Raw genomic sequence first — 21,813 nt, 5'->3', positions numbered from 1 at the left:
ATGACCGACACCGGCGGCGCGCCCTCCACGCCTGATCCGGCGCGCGCCGCCCTGCTGGCGGGCGTGGCCTGCTATGTGCTGTGGGGCCTGTCGCCGCTGATCTATCAACCCATGGGCCGGGTCGGCGCCGACGCCTGGGAGATCATGGGCCATCGCGCGGTCTGGGGCCTGATCTGGGCCGCCTTGGTGTGGTTCGCGCGGCAGGGCGGACAGGTGCGCCGCGTGCTCAGCGAGCCGCGCACGCTGGGCTGGCTGGGCCTGTCGACCCTGCTGATCGCGGTGAACTGGGCGTTGTTCGTCTGGGCGGTGAACAACGGCCACACGCTGGAGACCAGCCTCGGCTACTATCTGAACCCGCTTCTGAACATGGCGCTGGGGGCCTGGCTGTTTCGCGAGCGGATCAGCCGCGGCGGCCTGATCGCCATCGGCCTGGCGGCCACGGGCGTCGCGCTGCAGGGCCTGGCGCTGGGGCGGTTGCCGATCGTGTCGCTGACGCTGGCGGTGTCTTTCGCCGCCTATGGCGTGATCCGGAAGCGCGTGCCGGCCGACGCCCAGACCGGCCTGTTCGTGGAGTGCCTGCTGATGGCCCCCTTTGGTCTGGCTTGGCTGATCTGGCTGCAGAGCCAGGGCGCAGGCCATGTATTCGACAGCCCTCAGGCCGCCTTCTGGCTGTCCATGGCCGGCCCCATAACGGTCGGCCCACTGGTGCTGTTCGCCTGGGCGGCGCGGCGGCTGCCGCTGTCGACCGTGGGCTTCCTGCAATTCCTGGCGCCGACCATCAGCTTCTGCATCGGCGTCGCCCAGGGCGAGCCCTTCACCTGGCTGCGAGGGGTCTCGTTCGCCTTCATCTGGATCGGCGCGGGCGTCTTCCTGTGGTCGGTCTGGTTCGAGCGCGCCCGCCTGCGTCGGGCCGCCCTGTCCGGCGAGCCGGGGCCGCCCTGATTACAAGAGGGCGCTGATCGCCTCGCGCGCCGCATCGCCCAGGTCGGGACGCTTCAGCGCCAGGGCGACGTTGGCCCGCAAGAGGCCGATCTTGTCGCCGCAGTCGTGAGTGACCCCCTCGTACTCATAGGCGGTGAAGGCCTGGTCCTGCATCAGCCGCGCCATGGCGTCGGTCAGCTGGATCTCGCCGCCGGCCCCGCGCTCCTGGGTTTCCAGCAGGTCGAAGATCTGCGGCTGAAGGATGTAGCGGCCCGAGATGGACAGGTTCGACGGCGCCGTGCCCTGGCTCGGCTTTTCGACCATGCCCTTCATGGCGATCCGCCGACCATCACGGTCCTGGGGATCGACGATGCCGTACTTGTGGGTGTCGGCCTCCGGCACGGCCTCCACGCCGATGACGTTGCCGCCGACCTGAGCATAGACCTCGGCCAGCTGTTTCAGGGCGCCCGGCTGCGAATCCACGATGACGTCGGGCAGGATGACGGCGAAGGGTTCGTTCCCGATGAGATCGCGAGCACACCAGACAGCGTGGCCCAGCCCCTTGGGCTGCATCTGGCGGGTGAAGCTCATCTCGCCGGCCTGGGCCAGCTCGGCGGTCATCATCTCAAGGATGTCGGTCTTGCCCTTGGCCAGAAGCTGAGCCTCCAGCTCGATCTGGTGGTCGAAATAGTCCTCGATGGCCTGTTTGGCGCGGCCGGTGACGAAGACGATGTGCTCGATCCCCGCCTCGCGCGCCTCTTCGACGATGTAGCTCAGGATCGGGCGATCGACGACGTTCAGCAGTTCCTTGGGCGTGGTCTTGGTGCCGGGCAGCACGCGGGTGCCCAGACCGGCCACGGGCAGGACCGCCTTGCGAAGGCGGGCGGGTGAAGTCGTCATCGGATATCCTGAACAGCCATCTGCGCGCCTGTCATAGGCGCGATCCTGTCAGGGGCCAAACGCGCGACGCGCTGGCTGGCTCCCGTCACTCGACCGTGACGGACTTGGCCAGGTTACGGGGCTGATCGACGTCGGTGCCCTTCTGGACGGCGGTGTAATAGGCCAGCATCTGCACCGGCACGGCATAGACCAGGGGCGCGATCATCGGGTGGCAGTCCGGCGCGTCGACGCGGCGAATGTCGGCGCCGTGCGGGGCCGGGGCGGCGCGCGGCGCGATCATCACCACAGGACCGCCGCGCGCGGCGATCTCCTGCAGATTGGACGCGGTCTTTTCGAAGATGTCGTCCAGCGGCGCCAGGGCGATGGTGGGGGTCTGTTCGTCGACCAGGGCGATGGGACCGTGCTTCAGCTCTCCGGCGGCGTATCCCTCGGCGTGAATGTAGCTGATCTCCTTGAGCTTCAGCGCGCCTTCCATGGCCAGGGGGAACATCATGCCCCGGCCCAGGAACAGCACGTCCGTAGCGCGCGACAGGTCGTGGGCGATGGCGCGGATCTGGCTGTCCATCTGCAGGGCTTCGGCCAGCAGGCGCGGGGCCTCGAACAGGGCCTTGACCAGTTCGGCCTCCTGGGCGGCGTCGATGCGGCCCCGGGCCACGCCGGCGGCGACCGCGAGCGACAGCAGGGCGGCCACCTGGGCGGTGAAGGCCTTGGTCGAGGCGACGCCGATCTCCGGGCCCGCATGGGTCGGCCACAGCATTTCGGCCTCGCGGGCCATGGACGAGGTGTGGACGTTGACGACGGCGGCGGTCTTCAGCCCCTCGGCCTTGCACCACGACAGGCTGGCCAGGGTGTCGGCCGTCTCGCCCGACTGGCTGACCGCCACCGCCAGCGTGCCGGGCGTCAGCGCCGGCGAGCGGTAGCGGAACTCCGACGCGATCTCCACGTCGCACGGCAGGCCGGCGTATTTCTCGAAGGCGTATTTGCCGATCTGGCCGGCGTAAAAGGCGGTGCCGCAGGCCACGATCTGCAGGCGGTCGACCGAGGCGAAGTCGATCGCCTGGGGCTTGGCCCGGCCGGTCACCAGATCCAGATAGTGCGACAGGGTGTGCTGGACGCTGTCGGGCTGCTCATGGATCTCCTTCTCCATGAAGTGCCGATAGGCGCCCTTCTCGACCATGGCGGCCGAGGCCGAGACCTGCACGATCGGCCGGTCGGCCGACGCGCCCGAAGCGTCGAACAGGGTCGCGCCCTCGCGCGTCACGGCGACGAAATCGCCTTCCTCCAGATAGCTGATCTTCTGGGTGAACGGCCCGACGGCCAGTGCGTCCGAGCCCAGATACATCTCGCCCTCGCCCCAGCCGACGACCAGGGGGCTGCCGCGCCGCGCGCCCAGGATCAGCCCGTCCTCGCCCTCGATCAGCACGGCCAGCGCATAGGCGCCGGTCAGCCGGTCCAGCGTCGCCTTGAAGGCGGTCAGCGGCTCCAGGCCCGCGGCCAGGTTGTGATCCAGCAGATGGGCGACGACCTCGGTGTCCGTCTGGCTTTCGAACACGCGGCCCTCGGCCTCCAGTTCGGCCTTCAGCTCGGCGAAGTTCTCGATGATGCCGTTGTGGACCAGGCAGACGCGGCCGGCCTTGTGCGGGTGGGCGTTGGGCACGGTCGGCGCGCCGTGGGTGGCCCAGCGGGTGTGGCCGATGCCGACGGTGCCGTCCAGCGGCTCGGCGGCCAGCACGGCCTCCAGGGCCGCGATCTTGCCCTTGGCGCGCCGGCGCTCGATGCCGCCGCCCATGACGGCGGCGACGCCGGCCGAGTCATAGCCACGGTACTCCAGCCGCTTCAGGCTCTCGATCAGACGCGGAACCGCCGGTCCCTGGCCCGTGACGCCGATGATGCCGCACATGGTTCGCGCTCCCTGGCCTGTCGTCTCGCGCTTTGCGCAGCGCGTTTGACGGTTTATGCCGACGATGAACCCCGCGCTGTAGGAGAAGTCCGCCCGCCGCGCATCTGAAAAGGGGTTTCGCAAGGTTTCCCGATCAAGAGGGGCCAGACGAGAGGATCACCATGGGCGAGCGCAAATACTTCGGCACCGACGGCATCCGCGGCCGCGCCAACGCCCATCCGATGACGGCCGAGGTGGCGCTGCGCGTCGGTCTGGCCGCCGGCAAGCTGTTCAGCACGACCGACGATCGCCGCCACCTCGTGGTGATCGGCAAGGACACGCGCCTGTCGGGCTATATGATCGAACCTGCGCTGGTCGCCGGCTTCGCCTCGGTGGGCATGGACGTGCTGACCTTCGGGCCGGTCCCGACCCCCGGCGTGGCTATGCTGACCCGCTCGATGCGCGCCGACCTGGGGGTGATGATCTCGGCCTCGCACAACAGCTATGCGGACAACGGCATCAAGCTGTTCGGCCCCGACGGCTACAAACTGTCCGACGAGATCGAGCTGAAGATCGAGGCCATGATGGACCAGGCCCTCGGCCAGGGGCTGGCGCCGTCCGATCGGCTGGGCCGGGTGAAACGCATCGACGACGCCCAGGCGCGCTACATCGAGATCGCCAAACAGGCCTTCCCCAAGGGGCTCAGCCTCAAGGGCCTGCGCATCGCCATCGATTGCGCCAACGGCGCAGGCTACAAGGTCGCGCCCACCACCCTGTATGAACTCGGGGCCGAGGTCTGTTCCGTTGGCGTGGAGCCGAACGGACTGAACATCAACGCCGACTGCGGCTCGACCCATCCGACGACCCTGATCGAGGCGGTGAAACGCTATCGCGCGGACATCGGCATCGCCCTGGACGGCGATGCGGACCGGGTCATCATCTGCGACGAGAAGGGTCAGATCGTCGACGGCGATCAGATCATGGCCCTGGTCGGCCTGGACTGGGCGCGGCAGGGCCGCCTGGCCGGCGGGGGCGTGGTCGCGACCGTCATGTCCAACCTGGGCCTGGAGCGCAAACTCAAGGGCGAGGGGCTGACGCTGGAGCGCACCAAGGTCGGCGACCGCTACGTCATGGAGCGGATGCGCCAAGGCGGCTTCAACATCGGCGGCGAGCAGTCGGGACACATCATCCTGCACGACCACGCCACGACCGGCGACGGGCTGATGGCGGCGCTGCAGGTGCTGGCCGTGCTGGTGGAATCCGGCAAGCCCATGAGCGAGCTGGCGCGTCAGTTCGACCCTGTGCCGCAGCGGCTGGAGAATGTGCGCTATTCGGCCGGCAAGCCGCTGGAGAGCGCCACCGTCAAGGCCGCCATCGCCGACGCCGAAGCCGCGCTGAACGGCTCTGGCCGGCTGCTGGTCCGCCCCTCGGGCACGGAAAAGCTGATCCGCGTCATGGCAGAGGGCGACGACGCGGGGCTGGTGAAGCGGGTTGTGTCGGACGTGGCTGCGGCGGTGAAGGCGGCGGGCTGACCCGCCGCCCCCAGCCTTTTAGAGCTTCGACAGGATCAGCGTGCCGTTGGTGCCGCCGAAGCCGAAGCTGTTGGACATAACGTGCTTCAGTTCGCCGTCGTGGCGTTCACGCAGGATCGGCATGCCCTCGAACTCGGGGTCCAGAGTCTCGATGTGGGCGCTTTCAGCCGCGAAGCCGTGCTTCATCATCAGCAGGCAGTAGATCGCTTCCTGCACCCCGGCGGCGCCCAGCGAGTGGCCAGTCAGCGACTTGGTCGAGGAAATCATCGGCAGGTCGTCGCCGAAGACGTTGCGCACCGCGCCCATCTCCTTGCTGTCGCCGACCGGCGTGGAGGTGCCGTGCGGGTTCAGATAGTCGATGCGCGGGTTGCCGGCCATTTCCAGCGCGATCTTCATGCAGCGCTCGGCGCCCTCGCCCGAGGGAGCGACCATGTCGTAGCCGTCGGAGTTGGCGCCGTAGCCGGTGACCTCGGCGTAGATGGTCGCCCCGCGCGCTACGGCGCGCTCGTATTCCTCGAGCACCACAATGCCCGCGCCGCCGGCGATGACGAAGCCGTCGCGGTCCTTGTCATAGGCGCGCGAGGCCTTGGCGGGCGTGTCGTTGAAGTTCGAGGACATGGCGCCCATTGCGTCGAACATGTTCGACATGGACCAGTCGATGTCCTCGCAGCCGCCGGCGAAGACCACGTCCTGCTTGCCCCAGGCGATCTGCTCCGCCGCCGCGCCGATGCAGTGGGCCGAGGTCGCGCAGGCCGAGGAGATCGAATAGTTGATCCCCTTCAGCTGGAACCAGGTCGCCAGCACGGCCGAGGGGCCGGACGCCATGGCCTTGGGCACGGCGAACGGGCCGATGCGCTTGGGCGAGCCCTTTTCGATCGTGGTCTGGGCCGCCTGCAGGATGACCTGGGTCGAGGGCCCGCCCTCTCCCACGATCAGTCCGATGCGATCGTCCTTGATCTCTTCGGCGGAAAGGCCGCTGTCCTTCAACGCCTCCTCGAAGGCGATGTGGCCCCAGGCGGTGCCGTTGGCCAGGAAGCGCGCGGCGCGGCGATCGACCTTGTCGGCCCAGTCGGCGGCCGTGGCGCCCATCGACGGCGGCGCCCAGACCTGCGAGCGGAAGCCATGCTGGATGTGATCAGGCGCGGCCTGCACACCCGACTTGGCGTCGCGAAGAGACGCGGCCACCTCGTCGGCGCCCGTGCCGATGGAGGAGACGATACCCAGACCGGTGACGACGACACGCCGCATGCGGTTTCCTTACAGACCTATGGTGACAGAACCCGCGTTGTCCGCGGTTGTTTCGTTGGGACGGATCAGGCCGGAGCCGTCTCGTCCTTGGTCGCGCCGAACAGTCCGACGCGCATGTCCTGGGCGGTGTAAATGACCTGGCCGTCCGCCTCCAGCACGCCATCGGCGATGCCCATGACCAGGCGACGATTGATGACCCGCTTAAGATGGACCTTGTAGACTACCTTCTTGACGTCGGGCGTCACCTGGCCGGTGAACTTGACCTCGCCGACGCCGAGCGCCCGGCCCTTGCCGGGTCCTCCGATCCAGCCGAGGTAGAAGCCCACCAGCTGCCACATGGCGTCCAGGCCCAGGCAGCCGGGCATGACCGGATCGCCGATGAAGTGGCACTGGAAGAACCAGAGGTCGGGATGGATGTCGAGTTCGGCCTCGACATAGCCCTTGCCGTGGTCGCCGCCGTCGTCGTTGATCGTGACGATCCGGTCGAACATCAGCATCGGCGGCGCCGGCAGCTGGGCGTTGCCCGGCCCGAACAGTTCGCCGCGCCCCGACGCCAAAAGCGCCTGATGATCGAACGACGACGGGTATTTCGACTGGCTCACGCGGGTTTGGCTCCGGCAGGTGTAGCGGCCGGGTTACACGAGCGCGCGTAAAGGCTCAACCGGCTTGCCGGCTTCAGCGGGCCGTCAGCAGGCGCCCCGGCCCGGCGGGGCGGGCGGCGTCGCACAGGGCGTGGTCCTGGCTGCCGATGACGCGCGAGGCCTGGACCCAGCCGTTCAGCTTGCGCGCCCGCACGCGGCACCAGCCGTCCTCGCACTCGTCCAGGCCGACGGTCGAGCGCGGCTGCAGCCGGGCGCGCACGCCGGATCCCTCCGACCGCCCGGAGTGCACGGCCAGCGGCTCGGACGAGGGATTGAACACGCTGCGGCGGCCCGAGGCGACGGTGCGGTGGATCCAGGCGACGGCGCCGTCGGGATCGCAGATCTTGCGCCACTCGCGGGTCTCCGCGATCACCTGCACCGGCAGGTTGGCGGCGCGGTATTCCCACAGGATTTCATAGTCCAGGCCGGGCCCCTGACGCGCGCGCACCTGAGACGACTTCAGCGTGATCCAGCGCGGCACCTCAAGCCCCGTGGGCGTCGGCCGTCCGTCGGGCATGACCGCCTGGCCGCCGGCCCCGGCCATGATCGCGCCGGCCGAAAAGACGGCGGCGACCGCCAGCCTTTTGAAGATCAACGCTGCTTTGCTAGACACCCGGAACGACCCGTCGCAGTCGGGCGCTCGCCCGCTTCAGCCAAGGCCCGCAATGTCCGCCCGCAAGCTTAAGGTCGTGTTAACCAGACGCCTGCCCGACGCGGTCGAGACGCGCATGCGCGAGTTGTTCGACGCCGAGCTGAACCTGACCGACCGGCCTATGGACCGGGCCGCCCTGAGCGCCGCCGTCCAGCGCGCGGAGGTGCTGGTGCCCACCATCACCGACGTGATCGACGCCGAGCTGATCGCCTCGGCCGGCGAGCAGCTGCGCATGATCGCCAACTTCGGGGCAGGCGTGGACCATATCGACGTGGAAGCCGCGACCGCGCGCGGGATCATCGTCACCAATACGCCCGGCGTCCTGACCGAGGACACCGCCGACCTGGGCATGAGCCTGATCCTGGCCGTCAGCCGCCGCATCGTCGAGGGCGCGCAGGTGGTGGCCGAGGGGCGTTTCGAGGGCTGGACCCCCACCTGGATGTGCGGCCGCAAGCTGTGGGGCAAGCGGCTGGGCATCGTCGGCATGGGCCGCATCGGCCAGGCCCTGGCCCGACGCGCCCGCGCCTTCGGCCTGCAGGTCCACTATCACAACAGAAAGCCCGTTTCGGAGCTGATCGCCGAGGAGTTGGGCGCGACCTATTGGGACGACCTGGACCAGATGCTGTCGCGCATGGACATCATCTCGCTGAACTGCCCGGCGACGCCCCAGACGCGCCACCTGCTGAACGCGGAGCGCCTAGCCCGGCTTCAGCCCCACGCCATCGTGGTCAACACCGCGCGCGGCGAACTGATCGACGAGGCCGCCCTGTCTGAGGCGGTGCGCGCCCGCGCCGTGGCCGGCGTGGGCCTGGACGTCTTCGAGCACGAACCGGCCATCCATCCGGGCCTGCTGAACCAGCCCAATGTCGTGCTGCTGCCCCATCTGGGCTCGGCCACGCTCGAAGCGCGTCAGGACATGGGCGACCGCGTCATCCTGAACCTGATGACGGTTCAGAACGGTCACCGCCCGCCGGATCGCGTGATCCCCGCGATGCTTTAGGCGGACGGCTCAATCGTCTGAGCTAAACGTCTCTAGCCACGACCATGAAACCATGGGGTCGAAACGATGAAGCGCTCAGCATGGGTCGGCGACTTGAATGGTCCGACCATTTGGCCAGCATGCCGCTCTTCGAGAAGACCGCTGTCGCTTCGCTCGCTTTCAAGCAGATAGGTCTCGCCATTTGAGAACTCTCGAACCTCAGCTATCCGGTTTCCATCTTCGCTGCAGAGCGTGAAAACTGTTCGAAACTCCTGGCCGAATAGCGAGCGTTGAGATTGCCTTCTGAGCAATTGCTCCCGCCAAGTTTTTCTAACCGCCGAGACCGCCCAGGACGCAAGACTGGCCGGTACCGACAGAAGCACGATCATGCCGATGCCGACAACGGCCAAGGAGCCGAGGCTAGATTGGATGGCGATCACGGGCAGTTGACCAAACATTATCAAGACGCCCCATGCCCAGGCGCGACCTTCGAAAACCCAACCGACTGCCGCTGACAGTAGGATCGCGGCCAGGCACCACCAGGGATATGCGGCCGCATCCCAGGGCTCAGGCGTATTCAGCATCCGGCTCGCCGCCGCCCAGAAGGCGATGCCCAGGGTGAGAATTCCCGCATATCGCAGAGCCTTTGTGGTCATGCGGGCCTCTCCCCAGTTTTAGTGCCGCACACCTCGCACCCCGGATCCGCCGCCACCCGCACCGTCCGGCTGGTTCCCGCCAGACCGTCGTAGATCAGCAGCCGGCCAGCCAGCGGCTCGCCCGCGCCGGTGATGAGCTTGATCGCCTCCAGCGCCGCCATGGAGCCGATGACGCCGGCCAGGGCGCCGACGACGCCGACGCGGGCGCAGGTCTCGGCGTCGGGCGGAACCTCGGGAACCAGGCACTGATAGCAGGGGCGGCCGGTGAAGACGCCGACCTGCCCGGTCCAGCGCCCTAGCGCGCCAGACACCAGCGGCCGGCCCGTCGCCACGCAAGCGGCGTTGGCGGCGTGGCGCGTGGCGAAATCGTCCGTGCCGTCCAGCACCAGATTGAAGGCGGCGACGCGTTCGGCGGCGTTGTCGGGCGTCAGGCGCTCGGCGAAGGTCTCGACGGCGACATGGGGGTTGAGCGCGTTCAGATGATCGCGCGCCGCCTCGACCTTGCTCCGGCCGAAGTCGGCGGTCGTAAACAGCACCTGGCGCTGCAAGTTGGACAGGGCGACCGCATCGTCGTCGATCAGGCCGAGCGTCCCGACGCCCGCCGCCGCCAGATACAGCGCCGCCGGCGCGCCGACGCCGCCCGCGCCCACGATCAGCACCCGCGCACGCTTCAGCGCCTGCTGGCCCGGCCCCCCGACCTCGGCCAGCACCAGGTGCCGGGCGTAGCGTTCGACCTCGTCGTCGGAAAAGGCCGGCGTGCTCCCCACCCCTAGAAGGCGCTCTGACCGGTGATGGCGCGGCCCAGGATCAGGGCGTGGACGTCGTGCGCGCCCTCGTAGGTATTGACCGTCTCCAGGTTCATGGCGTGGCGCATGACGTGCATTTCGCCGGTGATGCCGGCGCCGCCGTGCATGTCGCGAGCCTCGCGCGCGATGCTCAATGCTTTGCCGCAGTTGTTGCGCTTCATCATCGAGATGGCCTCGGGCACCCAGGCGCCCGTGTCCAGAAGCCGGCCCAGCGCATAGGCGCCTTCCAGCCCCAGGAAGATTTCGGTCTGCATGTCGGCCAGCTTCTTCTGCACCAGCTGGCGCGACGACAGCGGACGGCCGAATAGCATGCGCTCGCCGACATAGTCGCGCGAGGCGTGGAAGCAGAACTCGGCCGCGCCCATGGCGCCCCAGGCGATGCCGTAACGCGCCTTGTTCAGGCAGCTGAACGGACCGCGCAGGCCTGACACGCCCGGCAGCAAATTCTCTTCGGGCACCAGCACGTCGTTCAGGCCGATGTCTCCGGTGATCGAGGCGCGAAGGCTGAGCTTGCCGTCGATCTTGTCGGTTGTGAAACCGTCCATGCCGCGCTCGACGATGAAGCCGCGGATCTTGTCGTCCAGCTTGGCCCAGACCACCGCTAGGTCGCAGATCGGCGAGTTGGTGATCCAGTATTTGGCCCCGTTCAGGCGGTAGCCGCCGTCGACCTTTTCGGCGCGGGTCTTCATGGAGGCGGGATCGGACCCGCCGTCGGCCTCGGTCAGGCCGAAGCAGCCGATCAGTTCGCCGGCCGCCATGCGGGGCAGAAAGCGCATCTTCTGCTCCTCGGAGCCGAAGGCGTAGATCGGATACATGGCCAGCGACGATTGCACCGACATGGCCGAGCGATAGCCGCTGTCGACCGCCTCGATCTCGCGCGCGATCAGGCCATAGGCGACGTGGCTGGCGGCCGAGCCGCCGTACTGTTCGGGCAACATGGCGCCCAGGAAGCCCATCTCGCCCAACTCGGTCATGATCTCGCGGTCGAATCGCTGATTCTCGAACGCCGAGACGACGCGCGGCAACAGCTTGTCGCGGGCATAGGCGCGCGCGGCGTCTCGGATCATCGCCTCATCGTCGGTCAGCCGACCGTCCAGGCCCAGCGGATCGTCCCAGCGGAAGGTCTGGGCGGAGGCGGCGCCGTCGGCCATGGGCTCAAGTCCTTGATCTGCGGGGCTGCGCGGGCGCGTCACGCAGGCGTGACGATCAGCCCCCTGTTTCGAGGGCGGGTTTAGGCCAAAATGCGCGGGCGGGGTAGAGCCGAGGCCTCGCGCGGATTAAGCTTCGCCATGCGCCGAACCCTGTCCCGCCTGTTCGCCGACCACCCCAGAGAGGTAGGCGAAACCTATGTCGAGCACATGGGCGTGGCGGCCGGGACCGGCTTCAAGCTGCTGCGCCTCGCGGGCGCCGCCTTCGTCCACGCCGTCGTGCCGGGCCTGTGCAAGACCACGGTCTCCGACGAGATCAAGGCCATGGCGCACAAGATGGGCGGCCGCGCGGAAGAAGCCCGCGAGTGCCGAATGCGCGACGCGGGGGTCTGGGACCCGGGCCTGTAGCCGCCGTCGGGCGAGCCGATCGCCGGCTCAGCCAGCCGCCTGTCCGACGCCGCGCGTCCCGCCGGGAATCGGCGCCACGTCGAGCATCTGGATGCGGAACACCAGGGCCGCATTTCCCGGAATGCGCGGCGGCCCGCCCATTTCGCCATAGCCCAAGGCCGGCGGCACATAGACCATCCACTCGTCGCCCGGCCGCATCAGCTGCAGCGCCTCGGTCCAGCCCGGCACGACGTTCTCAGGCGTCGTGACGAAGGGGCGGCCCTTGGCGAAGGAGCTGTCGAACACCGTGCCGTCGATCAGCGCGCCTTCGTAATCGACCTTCACCAGATCGTTGGAGTCGGGCTGGACGCCGCCGGCCGGGCCGGACTGAAGCACCTTGTACTGCAGGCCGCTGGGCAGGGTCTGGACGCCCTCTTCGGTCGCATTCCTGGTCAGGAAGGCCTCGGCCTCGGCTGCGTTATCGGCCAGTTCGGCGGTCAGATCGCCTTGCGGAGCGTCGCCGCGACCGCAGGCTGCCAGCACTAGAAAACCAGCGAGGCACATCCCCTTAGCCCATCCGAAGCGCATAACCCTTGTCCTTCAACGCCTGCCCGATCTCGTCGGCGTGGGCGCTATCGCGCGTTTCGACCATGATGTCGAACTCCGCGCCCTTGGCCGGCACGTCCAGCGCCAGGCGGTTGTGGACCACGTCGATGATGTTGCCCCCGACGCCGCCGATCACGGCCGCCATGGCCGACAGGATGCCGGGCCGGTCGTCCGACAGGATGCGATAGACCGTCAGCCGCCGCTCGCGCACCAGCTCGCGGTTAAGCACCACGGCCAGCATGCGCGCGTCGATGTTGCCGCCGGTCAGCTCCAGCCCCACGCGCTTGCCCTTGAACCGCTCGGGATGGGCCAGCAGCACCGCCAGGCCCCCGGCGCCGGCGCCCTCGACCACGGTGCGCTCCATGGTCGCCAGATAGGAGACCCCCCGCTCGAAGTCGGCCTCCTCGCAGACGAAGACCTCGTCGATCAGCGGATCGGCCAGGGCGAAGGGGATGTCGCCCACGGCCTTGATGGCGATGCCCTCGGCGATGGTCTGGCCGCTGCACTTCGGCGGCTCGCCGCGACGTTTTGCGGTGAAGGAGGGGTACATGGCCGCTTCCACGCCGTGCACCTCAATCTCGGGCTGCATCGCCTTGGCCGCGATGGCGCAGCCGGCGATCAGACCGCCGCCGCCGATCGGGATGATCAGGGCGTCGAGATCCGGCGCGTCCTCCATGAACTCGATGCCGCAGACGCCCTGGCCGGCGACGATGCCGGGGTCGTCGAAGGCCGAGACGAAGACGTGGCCGTTCTCGACCTGAAGCCGGCGCGCCTCCTCCGTTGATCCCGAGAAGTCCAGGCCGTGGATCACCACCTTGGCGCCGTGCTGGCGCGTGCCGTTGATCTTGGCGAAGGGGGTGCCCTCGGGCATGACGATGGTCACCGGCACGCCCAGCCGGCCGCCGTGATAGGCCAGGGCCTGGGCGTGATTGCCCGCCGAGGCCGCCACCACACCGCGTCGCCGCTCGTCTTCGGTCAACTGCAGCAGCCGGTTCAGGGCGCCGCGCTCCTTGAAGCTGCCGGTGTAATGCAGATTGTCGAACTTCAGCCAGACGTCGGCGCTGGTCAGCTCCGACAGTCGGCGCGAGTGGCGCACGGGCGTGCGGTCGACCTGTCCGGCGATCCGGGCCTGGGCGGCGCGGATGTCGTCGAAGGTTACGAGGGGGGCGATCATGCGCGGACGGTTTCCTGATGCGGGTTCGGGTCTTGGCGCCCGGTCCGACCCGGTTGTGGCGCCCGGCCGCGCAGCCCGCAACCTTGACCTCGACCCGGGCGCGGCGTGATAGGATCATCCGGCCTGTCAGAACCGGAGCCCCCGCCATGACCGTTCGTCCTCTCGCCGCCGCTGTCCTTTTGGCCGCCGCCGTCGCCGCCTGCGCGCCCCTGCCGCCGGCCGGGGGGTTCGGTCCGCCCTCGGGAGCCTTCAACGTCCAGGACTTCGCCTGGTCCGCGCGCGGTGGCCAGGCCTCGGTCGAGGGGCGCATCACCTATGCGCCGGGCGGCCAGCGTCACGCCTGCATCCGCACCGCCGCCCTGACGCCGGACACCCCCTACACCCGCGCCCGTTTTCAGCGGCTGTACGGCTCAACGACCTCGGCGGCCATTCCAGCCTCAGTCGTGAGGGCGCGCACCGTGCCGGATCCCAATGCGGACTATCAGCAGTATGTGCGCGAGGCGCCGTGTCAGGACGGCCGGTTTTCGTTCACCGGCCTGCCCGACGGCGCCTGGTTCGTCATTGCGCCGGTGCGCGCCGAAGGCGGTGAACCGATCGCCCTGATGCGCCGCGTGACGACGCGCGGCGGACGGATGACTTCGGTCGAGATGTAAAGCGCGCGGTCAATATGACCGCGTTCGCCATCCTTTGGCCTCACCCCGCCCGTTGGTGACCTCCTCATTTCGGGGAGCGTCCCATGTCGCAACACAACATCGTCGGCTCGGAAGTCTTCGGCCGACGTCCCATCGTCTATCTGCGGGGCATGAAGTCCGGCAACTTCCGTCGCCGCAAGGCGCGAACGGTCATGATCACCGTGGTGGTGGCGACGCTGGCGGCCGGGCTGGGCGCGGCCGTGACCTTAGCCGCGATGGACCCGGCTGTGGCGGCCGCCATCTGACGACCGCCGTCCAGACCTTTAGGCCAGCCACACCATCCGGCGCACCTGGGCCGGTTCGCCGCGCGCCAGGCTGAAGGCCGGCCGCGTCTCGCCCGTGTACAGAAAGCCCGCCTTCTCCAGCACCCGGCCCGAGGCGGGATTGTCGACGAAATGGCCCGCCATCATGGCGCGGCGCTTCCAGCGGCGGCTGGCCCAAACCAGGGCGCCCTCCAAGGCTTCGGTGGCGAAGCCCCTGCCCCAGTATTCACGCCCGATCCAGTAGCCGGCCTCCGGCGCGAGGTCCTCGCTCTCGTGCAGGCCGATCACGCCGACCGGGCCCAGATCCTCGTGTTCTATCAGGAAGGCTATGGCGCGCGCCGGGTCCTGGGCTGCAACCTGCAGCACAAAGGCTTCTGCGTCCTCGACCGCAAAGGGGTGAGGCATGCGCATCGTCATGCGGGCCACGCCCGGATCATTGGCTAGGGCGGCGATGCGGCTGATGTCCTGGGCGCCGGGCGCACGCAGGGTCAGACGCCGCGTCTCGACGACGGGAGAGGTTTCGATCACGCACATGGTTCGCTCGCCCCTTGGGGTGTCCGCCTCCTTGGAGGGCTCGGGCGGACTTCGAGGCGGGGAACGCAAACGGGGAGCCTGGTGATCCAGACTCCCCGCGGAATATTTTCCCTGGTCCGGATCGGCTGCTTGGAGGAGCAACGCGATCCGAGAAAACCCAGCTTCGCGTTACTCGGCGGCCATCGCCTGAGCGTCGTCGTTGGCCGCAAGGATCGATACGTAACAACGGCCGCCGCGTTTGGTGCTGAACTGCACCGAGCCGTCGACGGTCGCGAAGAGGGTGTGGTCGCGGCCCAGGCCGACGTTGGCGCCCGGGTGGAACTTGGTGCCGCGCTGACGCACGATGATGTTGCCGGCCAGCACGCGCTCGCCGCCATACTTCTTCACGCCAAGGCGCTTGGATTCAGAGTCGCGACCGTTGCGCGACGAACCGCCGGATTTCTTGTGAGCCATGGGTCTGCTCCGTTACTTCCTGTTGCGCTAACGCGCTTCGCGCTGCTTGAGCGCGGTCTGATACTTAGGCTTCGTCGGTCGAAGCGGTGGTTTCGGTCTTCTTGGCCTTGGGCGCGGCCTTCTTGGCGGGCACCTTTTCGGCCGGAGCGGCTTCAGCGGCGTCAGCCTTGGGGGCGGCGGCCTTCTTGGCCTTGGGGGCCGGCTTGGCCTCTTCGGTTTCGACCGTGCGCGGGGCCAGGCCGCGAGCGCGGGCGTTCATTTCCGCCTTGGTCATCAGCGAGACTTCGCCGTCCCACTTGGCGGTTTCGCCGGCGCCTTCGATGCCGGTGATGCGCAGGACCGATTCCATCTGGCGGTGACCGCCGGTGCGGCGATAGCCCTGACGACGGATTTTCTTGAAGATCTTGATCTTCTCGCCCTTGCGGGTTTCGACCAGCGTAGCCGCGACCGACGCGCCGTCGATCAGCGGGCCGCCCAGGGTCACGCCCTTGTCGCCGCCCAGCATCAGGACTTCGCCCAGGGTCACGGCGGCGCCCGCCTCGCCGTCGATCTTCTCGACCACGATGGTGTCGCCCGGTTGGACCCGGTACTGCTTGCCGCCGGTTTTGATCACCGCGTACATGGTTGGCCTCGGCTTGAACGCAAAAAGAGTGCGCCCGCAGGAGGACCCCCGCGGGCGAAGAGCGGCGACATATACGGATCAGGGCGTCTGAGTCAACGCAGAGAGCGCTGAAAACACCGCCTTGGCGTCGGGCCGCCGTCAGTCGCCGCCTTGGCCAAAACACCAGGCCAGAACCGCCTTCTGGGCGTGGATGCGGTTTTCGGCCTCGTCCCACACCAGCGAGCGCGGGCCGTCGATGACGGCGTCGGAGACCTCCTCGCCGCGATGCGCGGGCAGGCAGTGCAGGAAGACGGCGTCCTCGGCCGCCTCGTCCATCAGGGCGTCGTCCACGCCATAGGCCTCGAAGGCGGCCAAACGGTCTTCGTAGTCCTGGTCGCCCATGGAGACCCAGGTGTCGGTGACCACCACATCAGCGCCGCGCACGGCCTCTCGCGGGTCGCTGGTCAGGTGGACGTGGTCGCCGCCCTTGGCCAGGTCGCGCAGGTCGGGGTGGTATTCCGCCGGGCAGGCCACGTTCAGGGTGAAGCCGAGCTTCGGCGCCGCGTGCATGAAGCTGTGGCAGACGTTGTTGCCGTCGCCGACCCAGGCGATGGTCTTGCCTTTGACCGGCCCGCGATGCTCCTCGATGGTCAGCAGATCGGCCAGGATCTGGCACGGGTGGGACCGGTCGGTCAGGGCGTTGATGACCGGCACGGTCGAGACGCGGGCGAAACGCTCGACATCCTCGTGGTCGTTGGCCCGGATCATGACCGCATCGACCATGCGCGACAGAACCTTGGCGGTGTCCTCCACCGGCTCGCCGCGCCCCAGCTGCATGTCGGCGGCGTTGGCGATGATGGCCGAGCCGCCCAGCTGGCGGATAGCCGCGTCGAAGCTGAAGCGGGTGCGGGTCGAGTTCTTCTCGAACACCATGGCCAGGACGCGATCGCGCGCAGGCGCGTCGGCGTCGACGCGTCCCTTGGGCCAGCCCTGACGCGCCTGCTTGCGGGCGTGGGCGTCGTCCAGAATGGCGCGCAGGTCTTCGGCGCTCAGCCGGTGGATGTCGAGGAAGTGGCGCACCATCGCCGAAGCTCCTAGGCAGTCATCTGGGTGCGCGCGAAGGCGCAGGTGCGTTCGAGCTTCTCGACCGCTTCGCGGGCTTCCTCGAGCGTCAGGTTCAGCGGCGGCAGGATGCGCACGACATTGTCGCCGCCGCCCGCGACCAGCAGTTGCTGTTCGTCGCGCGCCCAGCCCATGAAGTCGCGGTTGTTCGGCTTCAGCTTGATGCCGATCAGCAGGCCCTTGCCGCGCACATCCCCGATCACGTCGGGATAGCGTTCCATGACGCCGTGCAGCTGCTGCTTCAGATAGCCCGAGATTTCCTGGACGTTGCCCAGGATCTCCGGGGTGTTGATCGCGCCCAGCGCCGCCTGGCCGACCGCCATGGCCAGCGGATTGCCGCCGAAGGTCGAACCGTGCGCCCCGACGGTCATGCCCGAGGCCGCCTCGCTCGTGGAGAGGCAGGCCCCGATGGGGAAGCCGCCGCCCAGCGCCTTGGCCACCGCCATGATGTCGGGCGCCATGCCGGCCCATTCGTGGGCCCACAGCTTGCCGGTGCGGCCCATGCCGCACTGGACCTCGTCGAAGATGATCAGCACGCCGTACTGGTCGCACAGCCCGCGCAGACCGCGCAGGCACTGGTCCGGCAGAACCCGGCAGCCGCCTTCGCCCTGAACCGGCTCGATGATGATGGCGGCGGTCGTCGGCGCGGCGATGGCCGCTTTCAGCGCGTCGTGATCGCCCCACTTCAGCTGGTGGAAGCCTTCCATCGGCGGGCCGAAACCGTTGGTGTAGTTCGGATTGGCCGCCGCGTTGATCGCGCCGTAGGTCCGGCCGTGGAACGAGCCGTCGAAGCCGTAGATGTCGATGCGCTCGGGGCTGCCCTTGGCGGAGTGATATTTACGCGCCGTCTTCAGCGCGCACTCGACGGCTTCGGTGCCCGAGTTGGTGAAGAACACCACGTCCGCGAAGCTAGAGGCGCACAGGGCGTCGGCCAGGGCTTCCTGACCGGGAATGCGGAAGATGTTGGACACGTGCCACAGCTTGTCGGCCTGATCCTTGACCGCCTCGACCAGGGCCGGATGGGCATGGCCCAGGCCGTTGGTGGAGATGCCGGCGACGCAGTCCAGATATTCGACCCCGTCCGTGGACCACAGTCGGGCGCCGCGCCCGCGCTCGACCGCCAGCGGCGCGCGGTTGTAGACACCCATCAGATGTTCACTGGACACGGGATCGCACCTCCTGAAAGCGAGACGGCCCCGCCGCGCGAGGCGACGGAGCCGGATAAGGGACTGCGCTCTTGTCGAGCCGGCGGGCGGTCAAGTCAACCGCCCGCGCAAGCGGCTCAGGGGCGGCCGACGACCTGATCGACCGAGCCCGTGGTGACGGGGTGATACAGCGGCCGCGCCTCGGCGTAGATGCGGCGCGCGATGGGCCGGCCCCAGTCGCCCTCGGCCCACAGGGTGGTGAACAACGGCAGGACGAACTTGCGCCGCCCCTGCTCCGTCAGGAAGCGTTCGGCGGTCGCCACGGCGGGCTGATAGCGATGCGCCAGGGCGATCTGCAGCCAGCCGAAGGTCAGCTCGGCGTTGCCTTCATTGGCCAGGTTCAGGGTGCTTTCCAGGTCGGTCAGCTGGGCCGGACGCAGCCAGTCGGCGCCCGCGCGCAGGCCCTCGGGCCGCCAGTTCAGGAAGCGCTGGCGCTGCTGGGTGTTCCAGCCGGACCACGGGATGGCCGAGGCCGGGCCGCGGTCGCGGAAGAAGGCGAGGGCCGCCGCATCGACGGGCGCAAAGGCGTCCGACACGGGCGCGACCGCATTGGACGGCAGGCCGGGCTGATAGACCCATTCGTCCAGCTTCAGCGCCGTCTCCATCGCCTGATCGCCGCGCACCAGATTGTCGCGGATGTCGGTCAGGAACAGGGCCGAGGTCATGGGCCGATAGGCATTGCGCTCGAAATAGCCGCGCAGCCAGGCGTCGAACCGCTCGCGCCCGACCACGCCCTCGATGGTGCGCAGGAAGGCGGCGCCCTTGTCATAGGCGATGGCGTTCATGCCGTCGTCGGGATCGCGGCCGTCCAGGTTCAGGTGCAGGCGGGTGTCGGCGGCGGGCATGGAGGCCAGCGCGTCTTGCATCTCGCCCCAGCTCAGAACCTGTTCCTGCAAGGCGCGGTCACGGCCGTAGACGGCCTCCATGATCCGGTTCTCGAAATAGGTGGTGAAGCCCTCGTTCAGCCAGAAGTCGGCCCAGACGGCGTTGGTTACCAGATTGCCCGACCAGGAGTGGGCCAGCTCGTGCGCCACCAGCGACACCAGCGATTGATCGCCGGCCATGATGGTCGGCGTGGCGAAGGTCAGCTTGGGATTTTCCATGCCGCCGAACGGGAAGCTGGGCGGCAGGACCAGCAGGTCGTAGCGGCCCCACTGATACGGGCCGTACAGGGCCTCGGCGGCGTCGACCATGCGGGCCGTAGGCTGAAGCTCGCGCGCCGAGGCGGCCAACTCGCCCGGCTCGGTGAAGACGCCGGTGCGATGGTCGATGGGCGCGAATGCCAGGTCGCCAATCCCAATCGCCATCAAATAGGGCGGGATCGGATTGTCCATGCGGAAGCGCCAGGCCCGCTTGCCGGGGCCGGCCGCCTCGCCCTGGGGCGTCAGCTGGTCGGCGCTCATCACCACCTTCAGATCGTCGGGCGCCGTGATGCGGGCGGAATAGGTCTGGCGGATGCCGGGGCTGTCCTGGGTCGGCACCCAGGTGCGGGTCAGGATCGCCTGGCCCTGGCTGAACAGATAGGGCTTCTGGCCGCCGGCGGTCTGGGCCGGGGTCAGCCATTGCAGGGCCGCGGCGTCGGGCCGCGTGGCGTAGCGAATGGTGATGCGCCGCCGCTCATTGGGCGCAAAGGCCGGGAAATAGACCGTCATCGGCCGGCCCAGGATGGGATCGTCGTTGCCGACCACATAGCGCAGCGGCCGGCCCTCGGCGTCGACCACCTCGCCGATGTCCAGGTTGCGGACGTCCAGGACGATCTCATTGGCGCCCGGCTCGGCGGTCACGTCCAGGGTGGCGCGGCCGCTCAGGGTCTTGGCCTGGAAGTCCGCATCCAGATCCAGATCGACATGGACCACGCGCGCGATCTCGGGCCGGGCGTGGGAGTGGACGTCGCGCACATATTCGATCGGCTGGGCGGCGACGGGCGGGATCATGGGCGAGGCTCCGGTCGTGGGCGCACAGGCCGACAGGGCGGCCGCCAGCGTCAGGGCCAGGGCGGAGGCGGCCAGGGTCAGCGGCCGGGCGGGGGGACGGATCATGACGGTCGGTTCCTCTTGAAGCGCTGCGACAACGCCCCGAACCGGCCGAAAGATCAACCGTCCGTCGTCACTCCGCCAAGACCGGCGCCACATGGCGCGCCTTGAACAGCCGGCCCTGTTCGGCGAACAGCACCGCGACCAGGGCCGCCAGGCCGCAACACAGGAAGCCCACCGCCATCGGCGCGGCCGAGCCGTTGAACTGCTGGCCGATGAAGAAGCCCGTCAGCGAGCCGAAGGTGGTCGAGATGAAGCCCTGGGCCGACGAGGCGGTGCCGGCGATATGGCCCATCCGCTCCATCGCCATGGCGCCGAAATTGCCGGCGATGAAGCCGAAGCAGAACATGGTCAGGCCCTGGATGATCGCGAAGCTGACCAGGCTCTCATGGCCGCTCAGCGTCACGGCCGAGTGGACCGCGCCCATGACGATGAAGCCGACCAGGGCCGTGTGCGAGATCAGCCGCGAGCCCAGCCGCTCGACCAGTTTGGCGTTCAGCAGCGAGGCCACGGCGATGCCGCCGGCGATGGCGGCGAAGACGCTGGTGAACAAGCCCGGCGCCTGGAACACGTCGTAGAAGATCTGCTGGCTGGAGTTGATGAAGCCGAACAGCGCGCCCGTGATCGCCGTCATCGCCAGGGTGTAGCCGATGGAGCGGCGCTCCGTCAGCGCCTCGCGGAAAGCCCCGGCGATGCGCGGAATGCGGATCGGCAGGCGGTCCTGCGGGTGCAGGGTCTCGGGCAGGCGGATCAGGGCCCAGATCATGAAGGCGCCGCCGGCCAAGGCGAGCACGCCGAAGATCCAGCGCCACTCGGCGAAGTTCAGAATGGCCTGCCCCAGCGTCGGCGCCACGATCGGCACGCCCAGGAAGACCAGAAAGCTCAGCGACATGACCCTCGCCATGGTCCTGCCGCTGTAGCGATCACGCACGATGGAGACGGCCAACACCCTGAGCGCCGCCGCCCCGACGCCGGTGCCGATGCGCGCGAGGATCAGGGTCGTGAAGGTCGGAGCGAACGCCGCCATCACGCTAAAGGTCACATAAAGGCTCAGGCCCGCCATCAGCACCGGCTTTCGCCCGTATCGATCCGCCAGCGGGCCATAGACGATCTGCATCACGCCGAATCCCAGCAGATAGGCGGTGATGATCCACTGGCGGCTGTTCTCGTCCGCGACGCCCAGGCCCGCGCCGATGTCGGGCAAGGCCGGCAACATGGCGTCGATCGCAAGGGCGTTCAGCGCCATCATCATGGCGATCAGGGCGACGAATTCAGGAAAGCCCGGCCCCTTCAGGGACCGGGCTTCTGCGGTGACGGCGGGGGAGGTCATGGGCGCCAGATGCGCTTTCATGCCGCCGTCGGCAACCTCGTCGGCGCGAAA

At 68.5% G+C, this 21,813-nt stretch carries 23 protein-coding genes; 6 read left to right on the top strand and 17 right to left on the bottom strand.

Going from position 1 to position 21,813, the window contains the following annotated elements; all coding sequences use genetic code 11:
- Positions 1 to 942, top strand: a complete 942-nt coding sequence (gene rarD, locus E4M01_RS04785; protein WP_135061981.1) for an EamA family transporter RarD — start codon at positions 1 to 3, stop codon at positions 940 to 942.
- Here the strand turns inward: rarD and galU are convergent, their stop codons facing one another.
- Together galU and glmS are read right to left on the bottom strand one after the other, a co-directional pair.
- Positions 943 to 1,821 (bottom strand): UTP--glucose-1-phosphate uridylyltransferase GalU, encoded by an 879-nt coding sequence (galU, locus tag E4M01_RS04780; protein ID WP_135061982.1) that lies wholly within the window; start codon positions 1,819 to 1,821, stop codon positions 943 to 945.
- An 85-nt stretch (positions 1,822 to 1,906) separates the two neighbouring features.
- Positions 1,907 to 3,721 (bottom strand): glutamine--fructose-6-phosphate transaminase (isomerizing), encoded by a 1,815-nt coding sequence (glmS, locus tag E4M01_RS04775; protein WP_135061983.1) that lies wholly within the window; start codon positions 3,719 to 3,721, stop codon positions 1,907 to 1,909.
- A gap of 161 nt (positions 3,722 to 3,882) precedes the next feature.
- Here glmS and glmM point away from each other — a divergent pair, with 161 nt between their 5' ends.
- Positions 3,883 to 5,232: a phosphoglucosamine mutase gene (gene glmM / locus E4M01_RS04770; RefSeq protein WP_135061984.1), complete on the top strand. Its 1,350-nt coding sequence runs from the start codon at positions 3,883 to 3,885 to the stop codon at positions 5,230 to 5,232.
- Between the two features lie 18 nt (positions 5,233 to 5,250).
- Here the strand turns inward: glmM and fabB are convergent, their stop codons facing one another.
- The 3 genes from fabB to E4M01_RS04755 form a co-directional block, all read right to left on the bottom strand.
- Entirely contained in the window at positions 5,251 to 6,480 is a 1,230-nt protein-coding gene (fabB, locus tag E4M01_RS04765) for a beta-ketoacyl-ACP synthase I (protein ID WP_135061985.1), read from the bottom strand.
- A gap of 65 nt (positions 6,481 to 6,545) precedes the next feature.
- Entirely contained in the window at positions 6,546 to 7,082 is a 537-nt protein-coding gene (gene fabA, locus E4M01_RS04760; protein WP_135061986.1) for a 3-hydroxyacyl-[acyl-carrier-protein] dehydratase FabA, read from the bottom strand.
- A 73-nt stretch (positions 7,083 to 7,155) separates the two neighbouring features.
- Entirely contained in the window at positions 7,156 to 7,716 is a 561-nt protein-coding gene (locus E4M01_RS04755) for an SH3 domain-containing protein (protein WP_245158171.1), read from the bottom strand.
- 70 nt (positions 7,717 to 7,786) lie between these two features.
- On the opposite strand from E4M01_RS04755, the gene E4M01_RS04750 reads away from it, so the two are divergent.
- The gene (locus E4M01_RS04750) at positions 7,787 to 8,773 is read left to right on the top strand and encodes a D-glycerate dehydrogenase (protein ID WP_135061987.1); all 987 of its coding nucleotides are present in this window, start codon (positions 7,787 to 7,789) and stop codon (positions 8,771 to 8,773) included.
- Between the two features lie 32 nt (positions 8,774 to 8,805).
- Here E4M01_RS04750 and E4M01_RS04745 read toward each other — a convergent pair whose 3' ends face one another.
- From E4M01_RS04745 to E4M01_RS04735, 3 genes are read right to left on the bottom strand one after another with little or no spacing between them, the layout of a single operon-like run.
- A complete protein-coding gene (locus E4M01_RS04745; protein WP_135061988.1) occupies positions 8,806 to 9,408 on the bottom strand; it encodes a hypothetical protein in 603 nt (200 codons plus the stop codon).
- Positions 9,405 to 10,175 carry a molybdopterin-synthase adenylyltransferase MoeB gene (locus E4M01_RS04740; protein ID WP_135061989.1) on the bottom strand — a complete coding sequence of 257 codons (771 nt, stop codon included), beginning with the start codon at positions 10,173 to 10,175 and terminating at the stop codon, positions 9,405 to 9,407. Before E4M01_RS04740 ends, E4M01_RS04745 begins: the two co-directional genes overlap by 4 nt.
- 2 nt (positions 10,176 to 10,177) lie before the next feature.
- On the bottom strand, positions 10,178 to 11,365 hold the full coding sequence (locus E4M01_RS04735; protein WP_135061990.1) for an acyl-CoA dehydrogenase: 1,188 nt from the start codon (positions 11,363 to 11,365) through the stop codon (positions 10,178 to 10,180).
- A gap of 138 nt (positions 11,366 to 11,503) precedes the next feature.
- On the opposite strand from E4M01_RS04735, the gene E4M01_RS04730 reads away from it, so the two are divergent.
- Entirely contained in the window at positions 11,504 to 11,770 is a 267-nt protein-coding gene (locus E4M01_RS04730; protein WP_135061991.1) for a DUF6356 family protein, read from the top strand.
- A gap of 27 nt (positions 11,771 to 11,797) precedes the next feature.
- Here the strand turns inward: E4M01_RS04730 and E4M01_RS04725 are convergent, their stop codons facing one another.
- Positions 11,798 to 12,337, bottom strand: a complete 540-nt coding sequence (locus E4M01_RS04725) for an FKBP-type peptidyl-prolyl cis-trans isomerase (RefSeq protein WP_135061992.1) — start codon at positions 12,335 to 12,337, stop codon at positions 11,798 to 11,800.
- Positions 12,318 to 13,529 carry a threonine ammonia-lyase gene (locus E4M01_RS04720; RefSeq protein ID WP_135061993.1) on the bottom strand — a complete coding sequence of 404 codons (1,212 nt, stop codon included), beginning with the start codon at positions 13,527 to 13,529 and terminating at the stop codon, positions 12,318 to 12,320. The genes E4M01_RS04725 and E4M01_RS04720 overlap by 20 nt, the downstream gene beginning before the upstream one ends.
- A gap of 146 nt (positions 13,530 to 13,675) precedes the next feature.
- Between E4M01_RS04720 and E4M01_RS04715 the strand changes: the two genes are divergently transcribed.
- Both E4M01_RS04715 and E4M01_RS04710 read left to right on the top strand, forming a co-directional pair.
- The gene (locus E4M01_RS04715; protein WP_135061994.1) at positions 13,676 to 14,182 is read left to right on the top strand and encodes a hypothetical protein; all 507 of its coding nucleotides are present in this window, start codon (positions 13,676 to 13,678) and stop codon (positions 14,180 to 14,182) included.
- An 83-nt stretch (positions 14,183 to 14,265) separates the two neighbouring features.
- On the top strand, positions 14,266 to 14,466 hold the full coding sequence (locus tag E4M01_RS04710; protein ID WP_135061995.1) for a hypothetical protein: 201 nt from the start codon (positions 14,266 to 14,268) through the stop codon (positions 14,464 to 14,466).
- Positions 14,467 to 14,484: 18 nt separating this feature from the next.
- Here E4M01_RS04710 and E4M01_RS04705 read toward each other — a convergent pair whose 3' ends face one another.
- The 7 genes from E4M01_RS04705 to E4M01_RS04675 all read right to left on the bottom strand — a co-directional run bounded on the left by E4M01_RS04705 (position 14,485) and on the right by E4M01_RS04675 (position 21,762).
- Complete coding sequence (locus E4M01_RS04705) at positions 14,485 to 15,018, bottom strand: GNAT family N-acetyltransferase (protein ID WP_135061996.1); 534 nt, start codon at positions 15,016 to 15,018, stop codon at positions 14,485 to 14,487.
- A gap of 168 nt (positions 15,019 to 15,186) precedes the next feature.
- Positions 15,187 to 15,471, bottom strand: a complete 285-nt coding sequence (gene rpmA, locus E4M01_RS04700) for a 50S ribosomal protein L27 (RefSeq protein WP_135061997.1) — start codon at positions 15,469 to 15,471, stop codon at positions 15,187 to 15,189.
- Positions 15,472 to 15,535: 64 nt separating this feature from the next.
- Positions 15,536 to 16,093, bottom strand: a complete 558-nt coding sequence (gene rplU / locus E4M01_RS04695; protein WP_135061998.1) for a 50S ribosomal protein L21 — start codon at positions 16,091 to 16,093, stop codon at positions 15,536 to 15,538.
- A gap of 138 nt (positions 16,094 to 16,231) precedes the next feature.
- On the bottom strand, positions 16,232 to 17,155 hold the full coding sequence (gene argF, locus E4M01_RS04690) for an ornithine carbamoyltransferase (protein ID WP_135061999.1): 924 nt from the start codon (positions 17,153 to 17,155) through the stop codon (positions 16,232 to 16,234).
- A gap of 11 nt (positions 17,156 to 17,166) precedes the next feature.
- Entirely contained in the window at positions 17,167 to 18,342 is a 1,176-nt protein-coding gene (locus E4M01_RS04685) for an aspartate aminotransferase family protein (protein WP_135062729.1), read from the bottom strand.
- Positions 18,343 to 18,476: 134 nt separating this feature from the next.
- Complete coding sequence (locus E4M01_RS04680) at positions 18,477 to 20,438, bottom strand: M1 family metallopeptidase (protein ID WP_135062000.1); 1,962 nt, start codon at positions 20,436 to 20,438, stop codon at positions 18,477 to 18,479.
- A gap of 67 nt (positions 20,439 to 20,505) precedes the next feature.
- A complete protein-coding gene (locus E4M01_RS04675) occupies positions 20,506 to 21,762 on the bottom strand; it encodes a multidrug effflux MFS transporter (protein ID WP_135062001.1) in 1,257 nt (418 codons plus the stop codon).
- Positions 21,763 to 21,813 lie beyond the last annotated feature (51 nt).

It is taken from the genome of Brevundimonas sp. MF30-B (assembly GCF_004683885.1).
Lineage (GTDB): Bacteria > Pseudomonadota > Alphaproteobacteria > Caulobacterales > Caulobacteraceae > Brevundimonas.
This window is presented reverse-complemented; position numbering and strand designations above follow the sequence as displayed.